At 56.1% G+C, this 1,549-nt stretch carries 1 rRNA gene; it reads left to right on the top strand.

The window, feature by feature from the left end:
* Window positions 1-1,505, top strand: a 23S ribosomal RNA gene (locus tag Pen02_RS41370); the annotation flags it as partial.
* Window positions 1,506-1,549 lie beyond the last annotated feature (44 nt).

Here is a 1,549-nt window from a genome sequence, read left to right as displayed (position 1 = left end):
GGGAACCTGGCGGGTAGTAGTCAAGCGATGGGGTGACGCAGGAAGGTAGCTGAGCCCGGCCGGTGGTTGTGCCGGGGTAAGCGTGTAGGCCGGTGTGTAGGCAAATCCGCACGCCATCAAGGCTGAGACGTGATGCCGAGCCGATTCAGGTGAAGTCAGTGATCCTATGCTGCCGAGAAAAGCCTCTAGCGAGTTCCGAGCGGCCCGTACCCTAAACCGACACAGGTGGTCAGGTAGAGAATACCGAGGCGATCGGGTGAACTGTGGTTAAGGAACTCGGCAAATTGCCCCCGTAACTTAGGGAGAAGGGGGGCCGGAGACGTGAAGCCCCTTTGCGGGTGGAGCGTTGTATGGCCGCAGAGAGCAGGGGGAAGCGACTGTTTACTAAAAACACAGGTCCATGCGAAGAAGTAATTCGATGTATATGGACTGACGCCTGCCCGGTGCTGGAACGTTAAGGGGACCGGTTAGTCTTTCGGGGCGAAGCTGAGAACTTAAGCGCCAGTAAACGGCGGTGGTAACTATAACCATCCTAAGGTAGCGAAATTCCTTGTCGGGTAAGTTCCGACCTGCACGAATGGCGTAACGACTTCCCCACTGTCTCAACCACAGGCCCGGCGAAATTGCAGTACGAGTAAAGATGCTCGTTACGCGCGGCAGGACGGAAAGACCCCGGGACCTTTACTATAGCTTGACATTGGTATCTGAATTAGCTTGTGTAGGATAGGTGGGAGCCGGTGAAGTCCATACGCCAGTATGGGTGGAGGCAATCTTGAAATACCACTCTGGTTGGTTTGGGTATCTAACTTCGGGCCCTTATCGGGTTCAGGGACAGTGTCTGGTGGGTAGTTTAACTGGGGCGGTTGCCTCCTAAAATGTAACGGAGGCGCCCAAAGGTTCCCTCAGCCTGGTTGGCAATCAGGTGTTGAGTGTAAGTGTATAAGGGAGCTTGACTGTGAGACTGACGGGTCGAGCAGGGACGAAAGTCGGGACTAGTGATCCGGCACTTGCGTGTGGAAGCGGTGTCGCTCAACGGATAAAAGGTACCCCGGGGATAACAGGCTGATCTTCCCCAAGAGTCCATATCGACGGGATGGTTTGGCACCTCGATGTCGGCTCGTCGCATCCTGGGGCTGTAGCAGGTCCCAAGGGTTGGGCTGTTCGCCCATTAAAGCGGTACGCGAGCTGGGTTTAGAACGTCGTGAGACAGTTCGGTCCCTATCCGCCGTGCGCGTAGGATACTTGAGAAGGGCTGTCCCTAGTACGAGAGGACCGGGACGGACGAACCTCTGGTGTGCCAGTTGTCCCGCCAGGGGCACGGCTGGTTGGCTACGTTCGGGAGGGATAACCGCTGAAAGCATCTAAGCGGGAAGCCTGCTTCAAGATGAGGTATCCCACCCTTGTGGGGTAAGGCCCCCAGTGAGACGACTGGGTTGATAGGCCGGAGATGTAAGCCAGGTAACTGGTTCAGTTGACCGGTACTAATAGGCCGAGGACTTGACTACGAAGCTGCTACGCGTCCACTGTGCGATTCACAGCAAACGAACAA

Source organism: Plantactinospora endophytica (assembly GCF_016862915.1).
Lineage (GTDB): Bacteria > Actinomycetota > Actinomycetes > Mycobacteriales > Micromonosporaceae > Plantactinospora > Plantactinospora endophytica.
This window is presented reverse-complemented; position numbering and strand designations above follow the sequence as displayed.